Origin of the sequence: Sinorhizobium sp. CB7, assembly GCF_041357635.1 — a bacterium.
In the GTDB taxonomy this organism is placed as follows: Bacteria; Pseudomonadota; Alphaproteobacteria; order Rhizobiales; family Rhizobiaceae; genus Rhizobium.
In genome coordinates this window covers 19,960-42,110 of sequence record NZ_JAULLL010000021.1, presented here as the reverse complement: position 1 = coordinate 42,110, position 22,151 = coordinate 19,960, and the positions used below count along the sequence as shown (strand labels likewise).

Annotated in this window: 19 protein-coding genes; 10 read left to right on the top strand and 9 right to left on the bottom strand. The window is 62.6% G+C overall.

Translation table 11 applies throughout. From position 1 onward, the window contains the following. Nucleotides 1-38 precede the first annotated feature (38 nt). On the top strand, nt 39-1,715 hold the full coding sequence (locus AAE029_RS29885) for an adenylate/guanylate cyclase domain-containing protein (RefSeq protein ID WP_371076549.1): 1,677 nt from the start codon (nt 39-41) through the stop codon (nt 1,713-1,715). 47 nt (nt 1,716-1,762) lie between these two features. Here AAE029_RS29885 and AAE029_RS29880 read toward each other — a convergent pair whose 3' ends face one another. The 6 genes from AAE029_RS29880 to AAE029_RS29855 all read right to left on the bottom strand — a co-directional run bounded on the left by AAE029_RS29880 (nt 1,763) and on the right by AAE029_RS29855 (nt 8,998). Further along, on the bottom strand, nt 1,763-2,887 hold the full coding sequence (locus AAE029_RS29880; protein WP_371076632.1) for an ABC transporter ATP-binding protein: 1,125 nt from the start codon (nt 2,885-2,887) through the stop codon (nt 1,763-1,765). Nucleotide 2,888: 1 nt separating this feature from the next. Then, nucleotides 2,889-4,817 carry a glycoside hydrolase family 127 protein gene (locus AAE029_RS29875; protein ID WP_371076631.1) on the bottom strand — a complete coding sequence of 643 codons (1,929 nt, stop codon included), beginning with the start codon at nt 4,815-4,817 and terminating at the stop codon, nt 2,889-2,891. Between the two features lie 25 nt (nt 4,818-4,842). Then, nucleotides 4,843-5,706 carry a carbohydrate ABC transporter permease gene (locus AAE029_RS29870; RefSeq protein WP_371076548.1) on the bottom strand — a complete coding sequence of 288 codons (864 nt, stop codon included), beginning with the start codon at nt 5,704-5,706 and terminating at the stop codon, nt 4,843-4,845. After that, on the bottom strand, nt 5,703-6,617 hold the full coding sequence (locus AAE029_RS29865) for a carbohydrate ABC transporter permease (protein ID WP_371076547.1): 915 nt from the start codon (nt 6,615-6,617) through the stop codon (nt 5,703-5,705). The genes AAE029_RS29870 and AAE029_RS29865 overlap by 4 nt, the downstream gene beginning before the upstream one ends. Before the next feature lie 79 nt (nt 6,618-6,696). Then, the gene (locus tag AAE029_RS29860; RefSeq protein WP_371076546.1) at nt 6,697-7,935 is read right to left on the bottom strand and encodes a sugar ABC transporter substrate-binding protein; all 1,239 of its coding nucleotides are present in this window, start codon (nt 7,933-7,935) and stop codon (nt 6,697-6,699) included. Between the two features lie 40 nt (nt 7,936-7,975). Next, the gene (locus AAE029_RS29855; RefSeq protein WP_371076630.1) at nt 7,976-8,998 is read right to left on the bottom strand and encodes a LacI family DNA-binding transcriptional regulator; all 1,023 of its coding nucleotides are present in this window, start codon (nt 8,996-8,998) and stop codon (nt 7,976-7,978) included. Between the two features lie 217 nt (nt 8,999-9,215). On the opposite strand from AAE029_RS29855, the gene AAE029_RS29850 reads away from it, so the two are divergent. From AAE029_RS29850 to AAE029_RS29840, 3 genes are all read left to right on the top strand, one after another. Continuing rightward, nucleotides 9,216-10,061, top strand: a complete 846-nt coding sequence (locus AAE029_RS29850; protein WP_371076545.1) for a class I SAM-dependent methyltransferase — start codon at nt 9,216-9,218, stop codon at nt 10,059-10,061. A gap of 114 nt (nt 10,062-10,175) precedes the next feature. Then, entirely contained in the window at nt 10,176-11,798 is a 1,623-nt protein-coding gene (locus AAE029_RS29845; protein ID WP_371076544.1) for an NAD(P)/FAD-dependent oxidoreductase, read from the top strand. Nucleotides 11,799-12,118: 320 nt separating this feature from the next. Then, on the top strand, nt 12,119-13,315 hold the full coding sequence (locus tag AAE029_RS29840; RefSeq protein ID WP_371076543.1) for a cytochrome P450: 1,197 nt from the start codon (nt 12,119-12,121) through the stop codon (nt 13,313-13,315). A 228-nt stretch (nt 13,316-13,543) separates the two neighbouring features. Here the strand turns inward: AAE029_RS29840 and AAE029_RS29835 are convergent, their stop codons facing one another. Continuing rightward, complete coding sequence (locus AAE029_RS29835) at nt 13,544-14,329, bottom strand: N-formylglutamate amidohydrolase (protein ID WP_371076542.1); 786 nt, start codon at nt 14,327-14,329, stop codon at nt 13,544-13,546. Between the two features lie 68 nt (nt 14,330-14,397). Between AAE029_RS29835 and AAE029_RS29830 the strand changes: the two genes are divergently transcribed. Further along, nucleotides 14,398-15,054 (top strand): cysteine hydrolase family protein, encoded by a 657-nt coding sequence (locus tag AAE029_RS29830; RefSeq protein WP_371076541.1) that lies wholly within the window; start codon nt 14,398-14,400, stop codon nt 15,052-15,054. On the opposite strand, the gene AAE029_RS29825 is transcribed toward AAE029_RS29830, so the two are convergent. Together AAE029_RS29825 and AAE029_RS29820 are read right to left on the bottom strand one after the other, a co-directional pair. Further along, nucleotides 15,048-16,355 carry a glutamine synthetase gene (locus AAE029_RS29825; RefSeq protein ID WP_371076540.1) on the bottom strand — a complete coding sequence of 436 codons (1,308 nt, stop codon included), beginning with the start codon at nt 16,353-16,355 and terminating at the stop codon, nt 15,048-15,050. The genes AAE029_RS29830 and AAE029_RS29825 overlap by 7 nt on opposite strands. Then, nucleotides 16,352-17,236, bottom strand: coding sequence for a MurR/RpiR family transcriptional regulator (locus tag AAE029_RS29820; protein ID WP_371076539.1), 885 nt, complete (start codon nt 17,234-17,236; stop codon nt 16,352-16,354). Before AAE029_RS29820 ends, AAE029_RS29825 begins: the two co-directional genes overlap by 4 nt. A gap of 204 nt (nt 17,237-17,440) precedes the next feature. Between AAE029_RS29820 and AAE029_RS29815 the strand changes: the two genes are divergently transcribed. The 5 genes from AAE029_RS29815 to AAE029_RS29795 are packed head-to-tail and all read left to right on the top strand — an operon-like array spanning nt 17,441 to nt 22,097. Then, nucleotides 17,441-18,223 (top strand): ABC transporter ATP-binding protein, encoded by a 783-nt coding sequence (locus AAE029_RS29815; RefSeq protein WP_371076538.1) that lies wholly within the window; start codon nt 17,441-17,443, stop codon nt 18,221-18,223. Then, nucleotides 18,216-18,974 carry an ABC transporter ATP-binding protein gene (locus AAE029_RS29810; protein WP_371076537.1) on the top strand — a complete coding sequence of 253 codons (759 nt, stop codon included), beginning with the start codon at nt 18,216-18,218 and terminating at the stop codon, nt 18,972-18,974. The genes AAE029_RS29815 and AAE029_RS29810 overlap by 8 nt, the downstream gene beginning before the upstream one ends. Continuing rightward, the gene (locus AAE029_RS29805) at nt 18,971-19,873 is read left to right on the top strand and encodes a branched-chain amino acid ABC transporter permease (protein WP_371076536.1); all 903 of its coding nucleotides are present in this window, start codon (nt 18,971-18,973) and stop codon (nt 19,871-19,873) included. The genes AAE029_RS29810 and AAE029_RS29805 overlap by 4 nt, the downstream gene beginning before the upstream one ends. After that, nucleotides 19,870-20,913, top strand: a complete 1,044-nt coding sequence (locus AAE029_RS29800) for a branched-chain amino acid ABC transporter permease (RefSeq protein WP_371076535.1) — start codon at nt 19,870-19,872, stop codon at nt 20,911-20,913. The genes AAE029_RS29805 and AAE029_RS29800 overlap by 4 nt, the downstream gene beginning before the upstream one ends. After that, nucleotides 20,910-22,097, top strand: coding sequence for an ABC transporter substrate-binding protein (locus tag AAE029_RS29795; RefSeq protein WP_371076534.1), 1,188 nt, complete (start codon nt 20,910-20,912; stop codon nt 22,095-22,097). Before AAE029_RS29800 ends, AAE029_RS29795 begins: the two co-directional genes overlap by 4 nt. The last annotated feature ends 54 nt before the right edge of the window (nt 22,098-22,151 follow it).

Genomic DNA, 22,151 nt, shown 5'->3' with positions numbered 1-22,151 from the left:
GATGATAGCTTATGACCCAGAGGCGACAGCAGGCGATCATGGCTACCGACATCGTTGGATACTCGCGGCTGATGGAAGCCGACGAGGAGCAGACGCTCGCCGTTCTTGAGCAGCTGCATGGCGTGATCCTGGTAAGTGAAATCGCTGCGCACGGCGGACGAGTGGTCAAGCTCATGGGCGATGGCGTCCTGTCGGTATTCAACGCCGCGAGCGAGGCGGTATCCTGCGCGCTGAGCATTCAAAGAAGCCTCAAACATGAAGCGGGACTGAAAGTCAGGGAGGAGCCGGTCCGCTTGAGGGTTGGGATCAATCTCGCCGACGTTGCGGTGATCGAGGGCGACGTTTTCGGCGAGGGTGTGAACGTGGCATCCCGCCTTGAGAAGGAAGCGGCTCCAGGAGGCATCTGTATCAGCGATGCTGTACATGTCGCTGTTACGGGCACTATTGCTTCAGCATTCAAGGATGGGGGAAACGTTCGGCTGAAGAACATCGCCAAACCCGTGCACGTCTGGCATTGGCCGCAGGCGCCCGCTTCACAAGCCACGGGTCGCCCGATCGTGGCGGTGTTGCCGTTCCGGAGCGGCGAGGAAGTCGAGGGTCAGTTTGTCGCCGACGGTTTCACGGAAGACATCATAGGAGCGCTGGCCCGGTTTCGTAGTCTGTCGGTGATCGCCGCTGCATCGTCGTTCGCGGCTCGGGACTGGCCCGAGAGTCTCGGCGAAGCCGCTCAGAAATTGGGTGCGACCTATCTCGTGATGGGCGACATCAGGCTTGGTGAAGGAGCGGTCAGGATAGCGGTCCGGCTGATCGAGGCGGCGAATGCCCGGCTGATCTGGTCGGAAAAATACGACCGCCGCGCCGAAGACGTCTTCCACGTTCAGGACGAAATAATCCGGATGATCGTCTCCGGCCTGGTCGGCCAGATCCACAACGTCGGCTACCAGGCGTCGTTTCGCAAGGCGCCCGACAATCTCGCAGCTTACGAGTTCTACCTCCGCGGCCTCGCGCATCTTCGGGGATACGAACCTACCGACAACCTCAAAGCCTGCGAAATGTTCCAAGCCGCTGTCCAGCGCGACCCCGGATTTGCTCAGGCCCATGCATATGTTGCGCTTGCTCAGATAGCGGCTCACGGCTACGCGAAGGCAACGCCCACGGTCCTTCAGGACTGCACGGCGCTTGCGAGACGGGCGGTCCTCCTCGACGAAGCGGAGTCGGGCTCGCACCGCGTGCTCGGCCTTGCCCTTCTGTATTCAAAGGACTTTGACGGCGCGGAACGGGAGTTCCGACGAGCCTGCGCGCTCAATCCAAGCGACTCCAACGCTGCGGTCCAACTAGGAGGCCTCCTGGCCCGGCGAGACCGGATCGAAGAGGCGATCGGCTGGATCGACGAGGGCATGCGGCTCAACCCGTTTCCGCCGCCTTGGTACTACGCGGTGGTCGGAAATGCCATGTATCTCAAGGGCGCCTACGACGAGGCTTTGGCCGCGCTTCGTCACCTTCCCAATCCCGGCAAGTTCACTTGGGGGCGGATCGTGGCGTGCCTCAATCGGGCGGGCCGCTCGAAGGAGGCGGCAGACGAAGCACGACGTCTGCTTGCTGCCCATCCCGATTTCACCATAGGTGAATTCCTACGGCATGGGGTGGTGGTCGAGTCCGACGAGCAGCTCTCACGGTTCCGGAAGGGCTTCGACCATCTTGACCTACCCGACTAGAGCAGTTCAGTTTTCACGGAAGCGCCGGGCCGCCGTAACCTTTTGTTTCAAGCAATTCCGGTCGGAAAACCGCTGTGCACTTTTCCTGGAATTGCTCTAAGACGGATGCGCTCTCCGGCCTGATCGAAGAACCGACGGTCTTGCGCCTCACAGGCGAGGTGCACGATTTCGCCTGCCTCGACCGGAGCCGACGCGCGGTATTCGGCGGTGACGGACTGGCCGTCCTGCAGTTGGCAATAGAGATATTGCGTGCCGCCGAGATATTCCGTGAAGTCCACCCGGGCGGGCAGGGCTTCGCCGCCCCCTTCCGATATCGTCAGATGTTCTGGACGGATGCCGAAAGTGAGCTTGTCTCCCGGAGACAGCGCCGTCTCCACTGAGCCTGAGGAAATCCGGGTTCCCGCCACGGTGACGCCGCCGTCGCCAAGCCATTGCGCATTCAGGAGGTTCATCCGCGGAGAACCGATGAAGCCGGCGACGAAGGTGTTTGCCGGATCCGTGTAGATATCGCGCGGCGTGCCCTGTTGCTCGACCTTGCCATCCCGCAGCACGACGATCCTGTCGGCGAGCGTCATCGCCTCCGTCTGGTCGTGGGTCACATAGATCATCGTGTTGCCGAGCTCGCGGTGAAGGCGGGCGATTTCGATGCGCATGGAAACGCGCAGCTCCGCATCGAGATTGGAGAGCGGCTCGTCGAAGAGAAAGACATCCGGCTTGCGCACGATCGCCCGGCCGATCGCAACACGCTGGCGCTGGCCGCCGGAAAGCTGCCCGGGACGGCGGTCGAGCAGATGGTCGATCTTGAGGATTGCCGAGGCGGCCTTCACGCGCATCCCGATTTCGGCGTTGTCCGTGCGCGCCATCTTCAGCCCGAAGGCAAGGTTCTCGCGCACGCTCATATGCGGATAAAGCGCATAGGACTGGAAGACCATGGCGATGCCCCGGTCGGAGGGATCGAGATCGGTGACATTGCGCCCCTTGATCCTGATCTCGCCGTCGGTCACCTCCTCGAGGCCCGCGATCATTCTCAGAAGCGTCGACTTCCCGCAGCCGGAGGGGCCTACGAAGACGACGAAGGACCCTTCCGCAATCGTCAGGTCGATGCCGTGGATCACCTCCAGGCTACCGAAATTCTTGCGAATTTCGGTCAGCACCACGCCGGCGTCTGCCATATTATTCATTGCCCGCTTCACCCGCTCTCACCCAGACGAGCATCTCGCCCGGCTCTCTGTTGTCCCAGAAAGAATAGGGCACAAAGCGCGCCGTCGTCTTCCTGGATTTCGGGGGCGAGGTCCGATAGAGCGCGCTTCCCCAATCGACCTCGTCGCGCTTCACCGGCAGGTCGAGCGCGATGGCGCCGTGCAGGTCCGCCACCTCGCTCGATTTCGCCGTCGAGACGTCGCCGGCAAGCACGATACCATTGAGGCCGGCGCCATTATCGGTCGCTTCGACGCAATAGACCAGCGGACCGCGCATCAGCGCGGTGCGGCCGGCATCCTGACGCACCAGCGGGTTGGCAAAAAGGGCGCGCGGTGCGAGCGGGATGTCGAGATCGACATGATCGCCGCTCTTCCATTCGCGTTCGATGCGCGCATAGCCGTCCACGATCACGGACTGGAGGTCGATCGTTTCGCCATTGACCTTGATCGAGGCGCCTTCAGCCCATTGCGGAATGCGCAGGGACAGCGCGAAACGGGCCGGCTTGTCGGCAGAGAGATCGAAGCGGATCGCGCCATTCCAGGGGTAGCGCGTCTTTTGCGACAGCTCGAGCTTCGCGCCGCCGATCTCGAAGCGCGCCTTGCTCTCCCCATAGAGATGCACCGCGATCTCGCCCTCGGCGACGGCATACATGTAGGAGCCGATGGAGGCGAGCAGGCGGGAAATGTTCGGCGGGCAGCAGGGGCAATTGTGCCAGATCCAGCGATGGTGCTTGCCGGCGCTTTCGAGCGGGTTTTCATAGAAGAAACGCTTGCCGTCGAGCGAAAGCCCGGACATCGCGCCGTTATAGAGCGCCTGCTCCATGATGTCGGCGTAGCGCCGGTCCGGGCCGCGACCGAGCATGCGGCTTGCCCAGAACACGAGGCCCACGGAGGCGCAGGTCTCGGCATAGGCGCTTTCGTTCGGCAGGTCGTAATAGGCGGTGAAACCCTCGTTGGAGGCTGCCGGCCCGATGCCGCCGGTGACATACATCTGCTTGGTCGTCAGATCGTCCCACAGCGTTTCGAGCGCCGATGTCAGCGTGTCGTCGTTGTATTCCGTCGCGATGTCGGCCATGCCGGAATAGAGATACATCGCGCGCACAGCGTGGCCGACGACCTTCTTCTGCTCGCGCACCGGCTGGTGGGCCTGGTTATATTCATAGGTCTTCTGGATGAATTTTGCCGGATCGCGGCCGTCGCGGATCGCTTCCTCGGTGAAGTAGTGCGGCTCGACGCCCCGCTCGTCGATGAAGTATTTCGCAAGATCCAGATACTTCTTTTCGCCGGTGACGCGGGCAAGCTTCACCAGCGCGAGCTCTATCTCCTCATGGCCGCAATAGCCGCGGATCTGGCCTTCACCGTGGCCGAAGACCTTGATCATGTAATCGGCGAAGCGGCACATGATATCGAGGAGCTTGCGCTTGCCTGTCGCCTGGTAATAGGCGACGGCTGCCTCGATCAAGTGTCCTGCGCAATAGAGTTCGTGATGGTCGCGCAGATTGGTCCAGCGGCGCTCGGGCTGAACGCGCTGGAACCAGGCATTCAGGTAGCCGTCCTCGTCCTGCATCTTTTCGTACATGTCGATGATCGCGTCGACCCGCGCTTCCAGTTGCGGGTTCGCCCGGCGGTAGAGTGAATAGGCAACGGTCTCGATCGATTTGGCGAGATCGCTGTCCCAGAACATCTGCGTCGTGCCGCCCCATGGCTGGATGGGGATGACGACGCCGCGGCTGGGCTTGCTGGTGTCGATCGCGTCCAGCATGCCGGCTTCGACGCAGCGGTCGAGCAGGGTCTCGGCGGTGGAATCGCAGATGGCGTCCTGCCGGTCTCCGAAGAGCCCGTTGAGCTCGACGCTCGGAACGGGGAGGGGACGGAACTGGCGGTCTTTCTTCAGCGTGTTCATGATCTCATCCATTTTTCTCTCTCGGTCATTTCACCGCGCCGGCCATGAGACCGCGCATGTAATAGCGTTGCAGAAGCAGGAAGACGATGAGGCAGGGGATCGTCATGACGACGACACCCGCCTGAACGGCGCCCCAGTTGATGGCGCCGAGCCGGCCGGCGCGAACGGCAGTCATGAGGACGGGCAGCGTGTATTTCTCGTTGCTCGAAAGCAGCACGAGGGCTGCGAGGAATTCGTTCCAGGCATTGAGGAAGGCAAAGATCGCGACGGTCGCAACCCCCGGCAGGACGAGCGGCAGCAGCACGCGGACAAGAAGCCTCAGATCGCGCGCGCCGTCGATGCGCGCCGCCTCCTCGATCTCCTTCGGGACCGCGTCGAAGGCGTTGCGCATCATGAAGACCGAAAAGGGAAGCTGCAGCGTCACGTAGACGAGCGTCAGCCCGAGCAGCGAATTGTTGAGCCCGAGTCTCGCGAGAATGATGAAGAGCGGCGTCAGGATGGATTGGAACGGGATCATCAGCGTCGCGATGATCAGCACGAAGAGCACGTTCTTCAGCGGAAAGCGATAGCGCGAGAAGCCATATCCGGCGAGCACGCTGACGGCGACGGTCAGCACCACGGTTCCGATCGAGACGACCAGCGAATTGATCATATGCCGCCAGACGCCGGCGCCGAACGTGTCGAGCACCCCGTAGGAATCGAGGCTTATGCCTGATGTCGGCCATGGCGGCAGCGGCGGCAGGCTGGCTTCGGCACCATGCCGGAAGGAGGCGAGCAGGGTGATGGCGAAGGGTGCCAGAAAGAAGATCGCGATGGCGATGCCGATCGTGTGATAAAGCGACTGTGCGCGCAGGGCCTTGCGGGCGCGCCTTTTCCTGGACGATATCATGGCCGGTCCTCCCCAACCCTTAAGAGCCAGAGCTGCACGATGCTGAGCGCAACCAGGATGGCCAAGAGCGCGATGGAAAGTGCCGCACCATAGCCGAGATTGAAGGACACGAAAGACTGGTTGAAGATGTAATAGACGACGGAAATCATCCGGTTCTGCGGGCCGCCGCTCGTCATGATGTAGAACTGGTCGAAGGCCAGCACCGAGCCCGTGACGGAGACGATCAGCGCCAGCGCGATCGTCCGGCGCATCAGCGGCAGGGTCAGATGCCGGAAACGCTGCCAGCGGCCGGCGCCGTCGATACGGGCAGCCTCGGTGAGCTCGGAGGGAATGGCCTGCAGACCGGTCAAAAGGATGATCATGGTGAAGCCTGCAATCTTCCAGACGACCATGACGATGATCGTCAGAAAGGCGGTGTCGAAGGTTGCAAGCAGGTTCGGGCTTTTTTCGACGATGCCGAGCGCTCTCAGCGCCGGACCGATGAAGCCGCTGTCGACATTGGCAAGCCAGACCCAGAGCAGTGAGGCGGTGGCAAGACCGACGACGACCGGAAGGAAGATGATCGTGCGATAGGTGCTGACGAGGCGGCGCTCCTTCTCCACGAAGATCGCGAGCGGAAAGGCGACCGCAAAGATCGCGATCGTCACGACCAGGGTGTAATAGGCCGTGAAATTCAGCGCCGACATGAAGCGGCTGTCATTGAGCATGCGCGTATAATTGGCAAAGCCGATCCAGCGCGAGGCGCCCATCAGCGGCCAGTTGTGCAGGCTCATCCAGCCGGTAAAGAGGACTGGCATGACGAAGAAGACGATGACGAGCGCCATTGCCGGCGCGATATAGAGAAGCCCGCGCCATTGTGATTTTCGCCGCCTGCGCTGTGTGGAAAGACGCCGTGGACCAGAACCGGTCATCGAGATATTCCGCATTCTAAGTATTGGGATCGACCGGGGAGCTAAGGGCTGCCCCCCGGCCACGGCCGGTTTTGGGGTGTCACTGGCCGCTATCTATGATCGATTGCATTTCGGACTGAGCATTCGAAAAGGCGCCATCCACATCGTCGCCATAGATCGCGGCATTCGTGAATGTCGCCCAGGGGCCATTGGCGCTGTTGATCAGGTCGTTGAACTGCAGCGTATAGGGCGTCTTGGCGACGGCGATCGCCTGCAGGCCGACCTGCATGCGCGGATCGAGGTCGGCGAGCACCTCTTTGGCGATATCGCCGCGTGTCGGCAGGCTGCCATATTTCGCCATGACCTTCTGGCCATCCATCGAATAGATGTATTCGAGGAATTCCTTCACCGCGTCGATCTTCTTCGTGCCCTTGGTGATGACGAAGTTGTCGCCGCCGGCAAAGGACGAGGTCTTGCCGTCCACACTCGGGATCAGCGTCACGCCGAAATTGATCTCGGGATGCTGGGTCACGAGCGTTCCGATCGCAAAGGCGCCGATGCTCTGCTGGCCGATCTTACCGTTGGTGAAGCTCAGGAAGTTCACGCCGGTATCGCTGGCAGCGCTTGCGGGAACCAGATCCTTCTTGACCATATCGCGATAGTAGCCGACCGCCTTGCGCATTTCCGGCGTGTCGAGCGTCGCCGTCTTGCCGTCGGCCGAAAGGATATCGGCGCCCGCGCCCCAGACGAGGGGCGTGAAGGTGAAGATCATGCAGCCGCCGCAGCCGCCGCCGGAAAAATAGAAGCCGTAGGTGTCATCGCCGATCTTTCGGATCTTTTCCGCGTTGGATTCAATCTCTTCCCAGGTCGCAGGCGCCTTTTCGGGATCGAGGCCTGCCTTCTTGTAGAGATCCTTATTCCAGGCGAAGACGGAGGTCTCGACAGAAAGCGGCAGGCCGTAGATCCGGTCCTGATAGGTGCCGAGGCGGACATGCGAGGGCGAAAGCGAATTGAAATAGGGAAGCTTCTTGGCCCAATCGGTCAAGTCCTCGAGCTGGCCGGCGGCGGCGAAAGCCGGGTTGTAGATCAGATCCATGGAAAGCGCATCCGGGGCCTGGCCGCCGGCAATCGCGGTCGCGTATTTCTGCACCAGTTCGGAGAACGGGACTTCGGTCACGACGACCTGGTTCTCGTGGCTGGTATTATAGGCCTCGACGACCTTCTTGAAGGCATCGCCGATGCCGGTGCGGACCCACATTTCGATCTTTTCGGCGGCCGATGCACCGGACACCAGGCAGAGCGTGGCAACACCCGTCGCCAGCAACAGACGCTTGATCATGGCATTCCTCCCAATATGGCGCGTCTCCTTCGCGCCGGTCCTATGTCTCGGGGTCGCAACCCCCGCATGTCTGCCGCACCACGAGCCGGCACGGCAATTTCCTCACTCCGGGCTCGACAGTCCTGCCCTCGGCGAGCGCCAACACCGTCAAGCCCGCCTGGCGTCCAAGCTCCTTCAATTCCATGTCCACCGTGGTCAGCGGCGGGCGCGTCTGCGCCGCAACGATCTCCCAATTGTCGAAGCCGACGACCGAGACGTCATCCGGCACCTTGATGCCGCGCTCGCGCAGCGCATCGATCACGCCGCGCGCGATCTGATCATTGCCGCAGAATATGCCGTCCGGCTTCTCGCCTTCACCATTCCATATCCTCGCGACCGCTTCATGACCCCAGCTTTCCGACCATGTGCCGTACATCACCGGCCTCTGGTCTCCCGTGATCTCGCGATAGGCGCTTGCCCGTTCGCGGACCGCGAAGAAATCCTCTGGCCCGGTTATATGCGCGATCCGACGCCGGCCGAGCGCCACCAGCCGTTCGACGGCAAGCCTTGCGCCCTGCGCATCGTCTGAACGAAAGGTGACGCTGTTCGGCGCACCCTCGGTAAAGGCGTAGACCACCGGTACGTTCAGGTTCGACAGGTCCACCGGCAACCGCCTGTCGAGCCGCTTTCCGGTGGCGATGATGCCATCGACCTGTTTGTCCAGCATCGCCTCGACGTGGATCTGTCCAAGCGCCGGGTCGTTCTCGATCGCGCAGAGAAAGACCGACACGCCGTGGTCGACCAGGGCTTCGGAAATTCCCGCCATCACCGGCAGCGTAAAGCGACCGTAGGTATCGTTGGTCAAAAGGCCGATGGTGAAGCTGCGTTTGCTGAGAAGTCCTCGCGCCAGAGCGTTCGGCCGGAAGCCGATCTCGCCGGCGATACGCTTCACACGCTCTCGCGTTTCATCTCCCATGCGACCGGTATTGTTCAACGCCTTGGATGCCGTCGAAATACTGACGCCCGCAGCCGCGGCAACGTCGTGGATCGTTATCCGGACCCGTTTTCCTCCCTGATTATCCAGCAATCTCTCCCTTCGCTTTCAGCGTTGAGAAAACCTTTTCCCATTGTCATTGTCAAGCGAGAAAAGGTTTTCTCATGCCGGATTCCTATTGCGGCCGAGAGCGATGCCAACTGTGCAAAACGGACATCGTGACCCTGAAATTTAATTGAAGTCTAATATAAACGGCTCATAGTAGTCCTTTCACAACAAAGCGCGCATCACGGGAGGAGAAATCTGCATGCCTGCGAATCTCGATCAAATCCGCGACCAGCAACATGAGACCTGGGACAAGTTTTCCGCGGGCTGGAGGAAATGGGATGAATTGGTGCTGGGCTGGCTCGCGCCTTTCGGGGACGCCCTGCTCCGCCAGGCAAGGCTGAGGGATGGCTTTCGCGTGCTCGATGTCGCTGCGGGAACGGGCGAACCGGGGCTGACGGCGGCAGCGCGTATTCCGAACGGCAGCGTGACCGTGACCGACCTGTCGGAACGCATGCTGGCGGTCGCCGCCGAAAACGCCGCCCGTCGCGGTCTCAACAATTTCAGCACTCAGGTCTGTGACGCGGGCGCCCTGCCTTTCGATGATGCGAGCTTTGATGCGGTTCTCTGCCGCTTCGGTTTCATGTTCTTCCCTGACATCGCCACGGCAGCGCACGAATTCGCGCGGGTGGCAAAACGCGGTGCGCGGGTCTGCGCCGCCGTCTGGAGCGGGCCGGAAAAGAACCCCTGGGCCACCACCGTGATGAGCGCGATCGCACGTCATGTGGAGATGCCGGCTCCGCCGCCGGGTTCGCCGGGCCTGTTTCGCTGCGCCCCGACAGGCATGATGCGGGCGGCCTTCGCCGAGGCAGGGCTGCGGGACGTCGAGGAAGAGGAGATTTCGGCCCCTATGATCCATGAGACGCCGGAGCAATATTGGAACTTCATGACCGAAATCGCAGCGCCGGTGGTTGCCGGACTTGCGAAAGCAGACGCGGAAACGCGCGAGCGCATTCGTCAGGAGGTGCTCGATCTGGCGCGACAGTCGATCCGCGGCGACAAGGTTCGACTGCACTCGACCGCGACAATCATTGCCGGCACGCGATAGCGCAGGAGACCGTCGTTTCGTTTCGGCCCATTCAGACCTGACGGCGTGTAGGACGTCAAGCGTCCCACGGTGCGGACGATTGCGCGGCAATAGTCTTCCGGCTAAAGCACTGCCATGCTGCGTCTCACCGAACTGAAATTGCCGCTCGGCCATGCGCCGGAAGCGTTACCTGCCGCCATTCAGGAGCGGCTTGCCATTGCGCCCGGGGAACTGATCGATTTCACCATTGCCCGTCGCGCCAACGATGCGCGGCGGAAGTCCGCCATCCTCATGGTCTATTCGGTGGACGTGATGCTGAAGGATGAAGCGGCGATCCTGGCGCGGTTTTCGGGCGATCATCGTATCCAGCCATCTCCCGATACCGAATATCGGTTCGTCACTAGGACGGCGGCGAACCGTGCCGGTCTGCGCCCCGTTGTCATTGGGGCAGGGCCTTGCGGCCTGTTCGCCGGGCTGATCCTGGCGCAGATGGGCTTGCGGCCGATCATTCTGGAGCGCGGCAAGGTCGTGCGCGAGCGCACGAAGGATACCTGGGGTCTGTGGCGCAGGAGCGTGCTCGTTCCGGAATCCAACGTCCAGTTCGGCGAGGGCGGCGCCGGCACGTTTTCGGACGGCAAGCTTTACAGCCAGATCAAGGACCCGCGCCATCTCGGCCGCAAGGTGCTGACCGAATTCGTAAAGGCGGGTGCCCCGCCCGAAATCCTGACCGAGGCCCATCCCCATATCGGCACCTTCCGCCTGGTGTCGATGGTCGAGCACATGCGCGAGACGATCCAGTCGCTTGGCGGCGAGTATCGCTTCGAGCATCGCGTCGAGGACGTCGATATCAAGGAGGCTTCCGACGGTACGCGCCGGGTGCGCGGGTTGCATCTACACACCGGCGACTATCTGGAGACCGATCATGTCGTTCTCGCGGTCGGCCACAGCGCGCGGGATACCTTCCACATGCTCTATGATCGCGGTGTCGCGGTCGAGGCCAAGGCATTTTCGATCGGCGTGCGCATCGAACATCCGCAATCCTGGATCGACAAGGCGCGATACGGCTCCTGCGCCGGCCACCCGGATCTGGGTGCCGCCGCCTACAGCCTGTCGCATCATTGCAGCAACGGGCGGACGGTCTACAGTTTCTGCATGTGCCCGGGCGGAAGGGTGGTGGCGGCAACATCCGAGCCCGGCCGCGTCGTCACCAACGGCATGAGCCAGTATTCACGCCAGGAATTCAATGCCAATTCCGGCCTCGTCGTCGGCATCGACCCGGAGCGCGACTATCCGGGCCATCCGCTGGCCGGCATCGAGCTGCAGCGGCGTTGGGAATCGCTTGCCTATGTCGCGGGCGGCTCGAACTACAAGGCGCCGGGGCAGAAGGTCGGCGATTTCCTCGCCGGGCGCGCCTCCACGGAATTCGGCGAGGTCCTTCCCTCCTATAAGCCCGGCGTTCACCTGACCGATCTCAGCCGATGTCTGCCGGACTTCGTGATCGCGGCCATGCGCGAGGCGCTGCCGGTGTTCGGGCGCCAGATCCCGCGCTACGACCATCCAGACGCGATGCTGACGGGCGTGGAGACGCGGACGTCCTCGCCGGTTCGTATCGGACGCGGCAAGGACTTCCAGAGCCTCAACACGGCTGGCCTCTTTCCCGCGGGAGAGGGCGCCGGTTTTGCCGGCGGCATCCTTTCGGCGGCCGTGGACGGCATCAGGGTGGCCGAAGCGGTGGCGCTGAGTTTGGCTGCGGGGTGACGAATTTTTAGCCCGAGAGAGGCTGCAGGTTGAAAGCCCGGCGTGCGTGGCGGCCCCCTCATCCGACCCTTCGGGCCACCTTCTCCCCGCCGGGGAGAACGTGAGTTCGCGGCTGGCACGATCGTCCCCTCTCCCCTCGGGGAGAGGGCAGGGTGAGGGGGTATTCGCGGCGGTTTCTGTTGGCAAGTTGGGCCGCGTGATAGCACGCCTCTATGAGAATTGAACATCGCGCGGCAATTTCCCTCATCGAAAAATACGCTCTTCCTCCTATCCTATAGGACGGCAGCGCTTTGCTGGGCGAGGGAGGCTCCGAGCCGATCATGCGCATAGATTTTTCCAGCCAGGATTACCTTCGCAATCCGGCCGCCGAGATCGCGAAACTGAGAGCGGCGGGTCCTTTGATCGAAGTCCGATTTCCGATCGTCGGCAAGGTCTGGACAACGACGACGCAGGAACTCGCCGACCAGGTTCTGAAGGATAGCGAGACATTCAGATTGCGCCGTGAGGACGGCCGTGTCGCCGGTCTTCAATGGTGGATGCCGGGCATCGTGCGGACGCTCGCCAACAATATGCTGTCGCAGGATGAGCCCGATCATCAGAGATTGCGGGACATCGTGGACGAAGCCTTTCGCCGCCGCGCCGTTCTCGATCTCGAACCCGATATTTCCTTGATGGCGGAGGAGCTTTCCGAGGATCTGTTCGCGATGGGAACGCCGGCTGATCTCGTCGGCCGTTATGCGCGCAGGTTGCCGCTTTCGGTGATTTGCGAGCTGCTCGGATTGCCGCTTGCCGACAGGCCCAAATTCACCGCATGGGCCATGGGGTTCAGCCGCTTCAAGGGCGCACTCGGTTTTCTCAGCATGATTCCCAATGTGCTGGCGATGAAGCGCTATATGGAAAAGCAGCTCGATCTTGTGCGCACGAGCGGCGGCCATGGGCTCATCGCCGAACTCGTGCGGGTCGAGAAGGAGGGCGGCAAGATCAGCCGCGACGAGATGGTGGCGATGATGTTCCTGCTTTTGTTTGCGGGCCATGAGACCACCACACATCTGATCAGCGGCTCGGTTTTCGAACTCCTGAGAAAGCCGGATCTGCGCGACTGGCTGGAGGAAGACTGGAGCCGGGCGGCGCTCGCCGTGGAGGAATTCCTGCGATTCGTGACCCCCGTTCAGTTCACCAAACCGCGTATTGCGCGCAAGGACGTCACGCTCTGCGGCGTGAAGATCAGGAAGGGCGAGAAGGTCATGCCGATGCTTGCCGCCGTAAACCTCGACCCGGCTGCAAACGAGCGGCCGGAGACGCTCGACCTTGCGAGAAAGCCCAATCGGCACCTGGCCTTCGGCACGGGCATTCATTTCTGCCTCGGCCATCAGCTGGCGCGCATCGAGGCGAAATGCGCCCTGAAAGCCCTGTTCCAGCGCTGGCCGAAACTGGAGCTGGCGATCGATGAGTCCGAGGTGAGGTGGCGTGAGCGGCCGGGCTTGAGGGCGATTGAGCGGTTGCCTGTTAGAGCGTAGATCCGGTGGCTCCGGTCGGGATGTCGGGCTGCGGTGCCGGCCCCTCATCCGCCCTTCGGGCACCTTCTCCCCGCAGGCGGGGAGAAGGGGAATCGCAGCCTCCGTCGTCCCTGACGGTGATGACTCCACAGTCGCCGCTTGCTCGATCGTTCCCTCGCCCCGCTTGCGGGGAGAGGGTTAGGGTGAGGGGCAAAACTCTCAGCGCATGCGAAGCTAACGGTTCAGTCATCAGCTGCGAGAACGATGAATCGTGCGCGCGAGCGGCAAAAGACGCGCAAGACGCTCCGCCCAGGCGGCCTGTCCGCCCGGGTCGGCGATCAGGTCCTGGCGGATTTCCAGTTCCACATGGGGGAGGCCGCGCCGTTCGCCGTGCACCGGAATGCCGTAATCCGTTTCGTCGCTGATATGATAGGGCTCGTTGTCGCCGACCACGAGATCGGCTTCCTTCGACAAGAGCTCCAGAAGGATATGCCCAAACGAAGGGTCGTTGTGGTAGAGCACGCCGACATGCCAGGGGCGGGCGAAGCCCTTGAAGACGGGCGTGAAGGAATGCATGGCGACCAGAATAGTTTCGCGGTCTTCCTTCGCGCGACGGTCGAGCAAGTCTCGAATGCGCGCATGATAGGGGTCGAAAATCTCTGCACGGCGCATGGCCCTGGCGTCATCGGAAAGGCCGGTATTGCCGGGAATGACGGTCAGCTCGCTGATCTCAGGGATGGCGCTCGGCACCGACGGACTGCGATTGCAGTCGATGACGAGGCGCGAATAGATCTGCTCGACGAGAGAGGCGTCCAGCAGATCCGACAGCCTCCGGGATAGGCCCCCGGCGCCGATATCCCAGGCGATATGGCGATCGAATTCCGAAGGCGGCAGGCCGAGGTCGCCGAGAACCTGCGGCAGGCGCCGGCCGGCATGATCGCATGTCAGGAAGAAGGGCGACCGCCCATCTTCCAGTTGGACCACGACCGGATCGGGTTCATCCATGTCCAACAATCGCTTTGCGCGCCCGTCCATGCATTTTCTCCCTTTTGTGCGCTATGACTGCGCTATTACTTTCATTGTCCGAAACCGAGGCGCCGACCATGTCCGATCATGACCCTGAGACCCTCATTCGCGCCCGTGACCGCGGCCTTAGCCGCGCTCGGGACATTGTCCCGGCGCGCACGGCGCTCCTTGTCGTCGACGTACAGAACGCCACGTTCAATGCGGATCAGGAGAGGCTGCGGCCGGAATTCTTTGCGCAAGCACGGGATGTCGTCATTCCGAACCTGATGCGGCTGATTTCTGCAAGCCGCGCCGCCGGCGTCGAGGTGATCTACACCGTCATGGAAAACCTCACCCGCGACGGCCGTGACCGCAGCCTTGATTACAAGCTTTCGGACTTCTTCATCGCCAAAGGGTCCTGGGAGGCCCAGGTCATCGATGCGATCCGTCCAGGCGAGGACGAGATTGTGCTGCCCAAGACCTCGTCCAGCCTCTTCAACTCGACCAATCTCGATTATCTCCTGCGCAATATCGGCATCGAGGATCTCGTGGTGACCGGTTTTCTGACGGACCAGTGCATCGACCATACCGTGAAGGACGGCGCCGACCGGGGTTACTACGTCACCTGCCTCACGGATGGCTGCATGGCCAATACCCATGAGCGTCACGAAGCAGCACTCGCCTGCTTCCGCGGCTATTGCCGCCCGATGACCTGCGACGAATGGCTGGCGCTGCTTCATGCAGCAGCTCAGTAGCTTTCGGCGTAGCGAACGCAAAGCTCTTCCTCGCCAAGACGTTCGACCAGGGCAATCTCGGCCCTCTTGTGCCGCAGATAGGTGTCGAGATAGGTGGGGCCGAACCAGTCGCGCGCTTCAACGGTCGAGGCAAGGTAATCCAGCGCCTCCCCGAGGGAATGGGGCAGTTCGGGAATGCCCTCGGCGCGCCGTTCTTCCGGTGTCATCTTGGCGACATTGCGCGGAGCCGGCAGCGTCAAACTCTTGCGGATCCCGTCGACGCCGGCCCATACGATCGCGCCAAGAGCGAGATAGGGGCTCGCGGCGGCATCGGCCGGACGATACTCGACGTTGAACTGGCGCGCTGAGTCCAAGCCCGGCAGATCGAGCACCGGGCATACGCGCAGGCTCGCCTCGCGATCACGATCCGCCAGATAGGCCCAGGTCGGCGCCCAGCGGTTCGGCGTCAGGCGGATGTAGGATACCGGATTGGGCGCGGTGACGGCCGCAAGCGCGCGAACATGCTTCAGGACGCCTGCCATGAAGGCTTCAGCCGCCGGTGCAAAGCCGTACGGGCGGGCGGGGTCATGGGTCACGGGCATCCCGTCCTCCGCCCTGAGGCTCATATGGATATGGACGCCGTTGCCCGTTCCCTTCGGGTCGAGGATCGGCGAGAAGATGGCGCGATGGCCGAGCCGGTGCGCCGTGGCGCGGGCCAGTTCACGCACCTTGATGGCGTTATCGGCGGCGATAAGCCCGATTGCCGGCCCGATCGTCACCTCGTATTGCTTCACGCCGTATTCGGGCAGGAAGCTATCCGGCTCCAGCCCCGCCGTTCGCAGGGCCGCCATGAACACTTCGCCGAAAATTCCCTGCCGCCGCCAGGATTCAAGACTGTAGGGCGCGCCGGGATGGTCCTCGACTCCGGTATAGACGAACTCCTGCTCGAAGGCGGAAAACAGTTCCAGGCCGGCTGCCTCCTTGAGCGCGGCGAGCGCACGGCGCAGGAAATCACGGGGGCAGCACTCCCACGGCTCTCCTTCCGTCGTGCGGATATCTCCCAGGAACCAGTGCTCGGGTGCTGAGCCATCCTCGAAATCCACATACAGCTCGGTCGTCGGATCGGGGACGAGGATGAGGTCGCCGGTTGCGCCGAAGGGTGTGTCGACGATCGGCCCGAGCGCGGAGATCATCGTATTGGTCGGCACCCAGCCCACTCCGGTTTCCAGTCGGGAGGGCAGATCCTTGACGGGAAAACCCTTGCCTCGAACCCTGCCGGCTATCTCGCAGGTGCAGACGAGCGTGAGCGGTTCGCGGATCATGGGCGGGACTCCTCCGATGAAAGGTGGCTTCTCAGCGATTCCAGCCGCTCCATGCGCCGCTTGCTGTCATTCCAGCGTTCCGCGTGAAGGCGGGCGATCAGGGCTTCCGAGAGGGCGGAGAGGGCGGCAAAGCTTTCCCAGCTCGAAGGCACGCTGGTGCGCATGGAAAAGACATGGGCCGCGACCGCAGCGATGGGGGAGACCCAGCCATCGGTAAACAGCACCACCTGGGCGCCAGTGGCCGCCGCTTCGCGGGCAAAGCGCACGACATCGTCCTGGAACCGGCGGATGTCGAAGACAACAAGAATATCGCCTCGCCCAAGATCGAGCAGATGTTCGGCCCATGTGGCGGTCTGGCCGCTCACGAGTTCGGTGCGCGGCCTGAGCTCGCGCATGTGCAGATAGAGATGGACGGCAAGGCTGGAGGTGAAGCGGCCGCCGAGCAGCAGCACGCGGCGGCGGGGATCGGCGAGCAGGGACACGACCGCCTCGAACTCGCTGCGCGAAACATCCGCCATCGAGCTTTCGATGTTGCTGACGACGGCGCGCATATAGGTGGAGAGAAAGTCCCCTTCGGATGACGTCGTACCTGAGCCGGGAGGCGCCTTGGCAAGCGGCGTCTGAAGTCGCTGCTCCAGTTCATCGCGCAGCGCCCGCTGGAAGTCCGGGTAGTTCTGAAAGCCAAGCTTCGACACCAGGCGCAGGATGGTGGGTCCGCTGACCTTGGCGCGACTGGCGAACTGCGCCACCGTCTCAAGGCCTGCCACCGGATAGTTGGCGAGCAGGGTGAGCGCGGGGCGCTTCTCGGTGGGCGTAAGCCGGCCAAGACCGTTGCGGATGAGGGCCGCCACCGATCGGCTGGTATTGTCTTTCTCGTCCATTAATCCCCTCAGCGCTGCCAATATAAATGTTACAGCATTGACATAAACTGTGCACTATGGAAATTTCTATTACATAAGCAAGAACTGGGGAACGGGTTGTGCAATGAACACTCCCGGAATTTCGAGCCGACCTTCGGTTGGTCGAACTCGTGCGCCTTTGCATCGGTTCCTGCAGCCGGGCGCGATCGGCCGAAGGATTGCGAAATGAGCGGGTCGGCAGCATCCGAACCGCTGCTTGCCACGCGCGGCCTGACGAAATCCTTCCGCAACCTCGTGGCGCTGAGGGATCACGCGATCACCGTCCGCAAGGGGGAGATCGTCGGCGTGATCGGGCCGAACGGCTCCGGCAAAAGCACGTTTTTCAATCTCGTCAGCGGCTTTCTGAGGCCGGACAAGGGCGAGGTGTTTTTCGACGGCCAGTCGATCGCACACAGGCGCGCCGCGGACATCGTTCGTCTCGGCATCGCCCGCACCTTCCAAGGCACGCGACTGTTTCCGGCGCTGACGGTGGAGGAAAACGTGCGCGCGGCTGCGGAACTGCGCCACCGCACGACCATGTTCGACGCTCTTTTCGGCACGGGGCGGCGTCTCAGGGCGGAGGGTGACGTCGAGACCACCACCCGGGAGCTGCTTGCCCTCGTCGGTCTTCAGGAGCGCCGCGACCGTCGCGCCTGCGATCTTCCCTATGGTGACCAGCGCCGTCTCGAACTCGTGCGCGCCCTTGCCACACGTCCCCGCCTGCTGATGCTGGATGAGCCGGCAGCCGGCATGGATGCCTCCGAGACCCGCGCGCTCCTCAAGCTGATCGACGATATTCGCCGGCGCTACGATCTGGCCGTCATCGTCGTCGAGCACGACATGGACCTGATCATGAATCTCTGCGAGCGCATCCAGGTGCTGGCGCACGGGAGCCATATCTTCGAGGGAACGCCGGCGGAGGTGCAGGCCCATCCACGCGTCCGGGAGGTCTATCTCGGCCATGCCTGATCCCGTCGCGACGAATTCCGTTCCGAATGCCTCCGAAATTCTCATCGTCCGAAACCTCGGTGTCGATTACGGCGCGATCTCAGCGTTGCGCGGCGTGAACCTCAATGTCCGCAAGGGCGAGGTGGTCGCGCTGCTTGGCGCCAACGGCGCCGGCAAGAGCACAATGCTGCGCACGATTTCAGGCCTGGTGCGGCCGAGGACGGGCGAGATCCGTTTCCTCGGCGAGCGCATCGACGGCATGCAGTCGAACCGTATCGCGCGGCTCGGGCTTGCGCATGCGCCGGAAGGCCGACGGCTGTTCGGGTCGCTGACCGTAGCCGAAAACCTGAGGCTCGGTGCCTCATCGCGCCTCGACCGAAGCGGCATCGAGGCCGATCGGGAACGGCTTTACGCGCTCTTTCCGGTCCTGAGAGAACGCACAAGGCAACAGGCGGGCACGCTTTCGGGAGGCGAACAGCAGATGGTGGCGCTCGCGCGCGCCCTGATGGCCCGTCCGAACCTCCTGCTTCTCGACGAGCCTTCGCTCGGCATTGCTCCGATCGTCGTGCAACAGATCTTCGCAAGCCTCGCCGAGTTGAAGCAGGCCGGCAATACCATGCTGCTGGTCGAGCAGAACATGTCCGTCGCGCTCAATCTTGCCGACCGTGCCTATGTGCTCAGGACCGGAGAGGTCAGTCTGGAAGGTGACGCCAGGGATCTGAAGTCGAATTACGAAGAGGTCGCCGCAGCCTATCTCGGAGCGCGCCGATGAATTTCGAGCTCTATGTGGTCCAGCAGGTCATCAATGCCGTGAGCCTCGGCAGTCTCTATGCGCTGGTCGCTATCGGCCTTTCCATGGTGTTCGGCATCCTGCGCATGACCAACTTCGCTCATGGCGACATGATGATGGTCGGCGCCTTCGCGGTTCTTGTCCTCGGGGCTGCCGGCGCGCCCTTCTGGCTGGCGGCGGTGGGCGGGATCGTCTTTGCGGCCCTTGCCGGCATAATCGTCGAGCGGATCGCCTATCGGCCGGTGCGCGGCGCGCCTGACGTGACGCTGCTGCTCACCAGCCTCGGCGTTACCTATATCCTGGAAAATCTCGGCATCCTGCTCTTCACCAGTTCGCCACGCAATTTTCCCATTCCCGACTTCATGAACACGGCGATCCAGTTCATGGACGGGCAGATCACCTTTACCGCCATCAACGTCATGACCATCGTGCTGACGGCGGTATCGCTTGCCCTTCTCGGCTGGTTCGTGACGCGCACGGACGCCGGCCTCGGGATGCGCGCCGCGGCGGAGGATCTGGGAGCCGCCCGGCTTGTCGGCCTCGATGTCAACCGGCTGATCATAACCGCCTTTGCGATCGCCTCCGCCTTTGCGGGGCTTGCCGGCGTGCTGTGGGCGGCGCAAGCCGGCATCGTCGAGCCGCATATGGGCTTCACGCCGCTGCTGAAGGCCTTCGTCGCGGCTATTATCGGCGGCTTCGGCTCGATTGCGGGCGCGCTCGTCGGCGGCTACGTGCTCGGCGCGCTGGAAGTGCTGATCGTCGCCTTCCTCCCGTCGGCGGTCTCGCCCTATCGCGATGCGATCGTCTTTGCCTTCCTCATCGCCTTTCTGCTCTTCCGTCCGAACGGACTGCTCAATCGCACGCAGGAGGTCAAGCTGTGAGCCGACCCGCCCTCCTGATTCGCTTTGCCGTCCTGCTCGCCGCTATTGCAGCGATTACGCTTGCCGTTCCGCATCTTCTGAACGACTATCTTGTTCGCGTGCTGATCGTCATGTGCATCAACGCGATCCTGGTGACGTCAATGGGCGTGGGCAACGGCTTCACAGGCGTTTTTTCCCTCGGTCACGTCGGCTTCGTAGCCGCCGGCGCCTATGTTTCGGGCATTCTGTCCCTGCCGGTCTCCGCCAAGCACGCCTACCTCTCCGACCTGCCGCAGTGGCTCGGCAGTTTCAGTCTTCCGTTCCTGCCGGCGACCATCATCGCGGGTCTGATCTGCGCAGTCCTTGGCTTCGTCGTCGGGGCGCCGCTGATGCGGCTTTCGGGCTATTTCGTTTCGGTCGCGACGCTCGGCTTCCTGATCATCGTCAATGTCATTCTCATCAATGCGGTCGACTATACGCGCGGTGCGCGCACCTTCACGGGCGTGCCGCTGGACACCACGCTTCCCTGGGCGGTCGGCTGGCTCGTCGTGACGCTCTTCGTGCTTGCCCGCGTCGTCTATTCGCCCTATGGCCGGCGCTATCGGGCTGTGCGGGAAGACACGATCGCCGCGCAGGCCATCGGCATTTCCGTGCTGCCGACGAGGCTTTCGGCGTTCATGCTGGGCGCCTTCTTCGCCGGTGTCGGCGGCTCGCTCTATGGCCACTATCTGGGCTCGTTTTCGCCCGCCAGCTTCTACATGGCCTATACGTTCGCACTCATCAGCATGCTCGTCATCGGCGGCATGCAGAGCATCACCGGCGCCATCACCGGCGTGATCGTCGTCACGCTGGCAAGCGAGGTGCTGCGCAACCTGGAGCGAGGCCTCGATTTCGGCGCCATCGCCATCCCGCCCCTTTACGGGGCCAGCCAGATCGTCCTCGGCATCATCTTCATCCTTGTGATGATTTTCCGCCCGAGCGGTATCGTGGGCGATCGGGAACTGACGCTCGGGCTCTTCATGCCAACAAGATACAAACAGCCAGAGGAGAAACGACGATGAAAGGGACTGGATATTTCAGGCGCGACGTCTTGCTCGCTGCCGCTTTCGGGCTTGCCGCCTTGGCCGGCGCCACCACCACGGCATCGGCCGACAGTATCAAGATCGGCGCGCCGTTCAACGTGACCGGCGGGCTGTCCTCGCTGGACGCACCGGCGCTCAACGGCGCGAAGCTGAAGGCCAAGGAGATCAACGATGCCGGCGGGATCAACGGCAAGACGATCGAGCTCGTCATCTATGATACCAAGACCGACCCGACCGTGATTGCGAGTGTGGCCAGCCAGCTACTCAATTCCGACAAGGTGCCGGTCGCGATGGGCTTCACCGATTCCGACTCGGCACTTGCGCTGGGTCCAATCTTCGAGACGGCGGGCGTGCCCTTCGTGACCCCCGGCGCGACCTCGCCCAAGCTTCCCGAGCAGGTCGGCAAGAACATGTTTCTTGCCTGCTTCGGCGACAATGTGCAGGCGGCCGCCGGAGCGGAATTCGTGCTGAGCAAGCTCAGCGGCAAGAACGTTTATCTGCTGCGCGACAACTCGGCGGAATATACGACCCTGCTTGCGAAATATTTCGATGAGGCGCTGACCAATGGCGGCGGCAAGATCATCGCCCGGGACGACTACAAATCGGGCGACACGTCCTTTACCGCGCAGATCACCAAGCTGAAGGCGCTGTCGCAAAAGCCGGACGTACTCTTCGTCTCGGCGATGCCCGACGACATCGGACTGATCGTCAAGCAGATGCGGCAGGCGGGCGTCACCCAGCCGATCGTGGGCGGCGACGGCTATGATACGCCGCTGCTCCTGAGCGTCGGCGGGAAGGCCGCCAACGACGTCTACTACACGACGCATGCCTATATGGCCACGAGCGGCTCGACGCCCGCGATCGAGAAGTTCTACGCCGACTACAAGGCTGCCTACGGGACCGAACCGGAGAACGCTTTCGCAGCGCTAGGCTACGATACCGTCGGTTTGATCGCGGACGCCATCAAGCGTGCCGGCTCCGACGATCCGGCAAAGATCCGCGACGCCCTTGCCGCGACGAAGGATTATGCGGGTATCACCGGCTCGATCACCTATCCGGCCGACGTCCGCGTGCCGCAGAAGACCGTGACCATCCTCGGCGTCAAGGACGACAAGCTGTCGCTTGCCGCAGAGGTGACGCCAAACTGGATTCCGGCGCCTTAGAGCCCGCGCAAAGAGCTGGTGGGCGCGAACTTCGGTCTCGTGCCCGCCGAAAAT